A 1,343-nucleotide genomic window follows, 5' to 3' on the forward strand; every position below is an offset into this window, starting at 1 on the left:
GTAATGCCGATCAGTTAAGGATCACTTGAACGATCCTGTCGCTGTGTAAGAATCCGTAATCTCTCTGAGATTACGGATTTTTTTATGTTGCTGAGTCAGGCTCTTGATACCGTTCTTAAATTCTCCCCCAAAGAATTCGCTGCGCTTTCCGACTTGCTCTCACCTGAGCTTATCGATGAATGCCTCGCTGATACCGGGATTGTGACGCTCCGAAAGCGCCGTCTTCCCATGGAAATGATGGTCTGGGCCGTGGTCGGTATGTCCCTGTTTCGCTCGCTTTCAATGAACCAGCTTGTTTCCCATCTCGATATCATGCTACCGGGGAGACGTCCTTTTGTAGCGCCCAGCGCCGTAGTACAGGCGCGCCAGCGGCTTGGCGAAGAGGTCGTCAGGCTGGTGTTTGAAAAAACACGTCAACTCTGGTTTGAAAAAACCCCGTTATCGCACTGGAATGGCCTGACACTCCTGGCTGTAGATGGCACGTTGTGGAGAACGCCCGATACGCCCGAAAATGACGCAGCCTTCGGACGCACCGCCAATGAGCACGCGCGTTCCGACTGGCCGCAGCTTCGCATGGTCTGCCAGATGGAGGTCACCAGTCACTTGCTGACAGGCGTGAGCTTCGGCAGCGTCTCGGAAACCAGTGAGGTTGACCTTGCTGCACAGTTGGCTGAGCAGACACCGGAGCACTCGTTGACGATACTGGATAAAGGTTTTTATGCGCTGGGACTCCTCCATCACTGGAGCGCCTCGGGAGCGGAGAAACACTGGATGCTCCCACTGCGCAAAGACGCACAGTATAGGGTACGGGAGAGGCTGGGTGCGGGGCAGGAGCTCGTTGAGTTGAAGTTAAGTCCGCAAGCCCGCAAGAAATGGCCGGCTGCCCCGGAAATGCTGATAGCCAGACTGATAAGCAAAGAGGTTAATGGCAAGAAAGTCCAAATCCTGACCTCGATGTGCGATCCGCTACGCTACCCCAAAGCCGATATCGTCGACTTGTATGGGCATCGTTGGGAGATAGAACATGGCTTCAGGGAGATGAAGCAGTATCTGCTGCAGAACGAACTGACTCTGAGAAGCAAAAAGCCGGAGTTGGTCAGGCAGGAACTGTGGGGCGTGGCGTTGGCTTATAACCTGCTGCGCTTCATGATGGCGCAGATGGCTAACAGCCTGAAGCATGTAGAGCCTTATCAAATCGGTTTTAAACAGGCTGCGTTATATCTGACGGCCCAACTGAGCCTGCTTCCGGCAGTTGCCCCAGGGAAAGTCCCGAAGATAATGAATGATATCCTGGCAATGGCGGGGAGCTTCGTACTTCCTTCTCGACGGCAAAGGCATTACCC

At 54.0% G+C, this 1,343-nt stretch carries 1 protein-coding gene; it reads left to right on the top strand.

What is annotated here, in order from left to right; genetic code table 11:
• Positions 1-84: 84 nt before the first annotated feature.
• The coding region (locus AWX27_RS24210) for an IS4 family transposase (RefSeq protein ID WP_060425414.1) at positions 85-1,343 on the top strand (1,259 nt) is incomplete at its 3' end.

It is taken from the genome of Serratia sp. 2880STDY5682894 (assembly GCF_001537385.1).
GTDB classification, from domain to species: domain Bacteria; phylum Pseudomonadota; class Gammaproteobacteria; order Enterobacterales; family Enterobacteriaceae; genus Serratia; species Serratia nevei.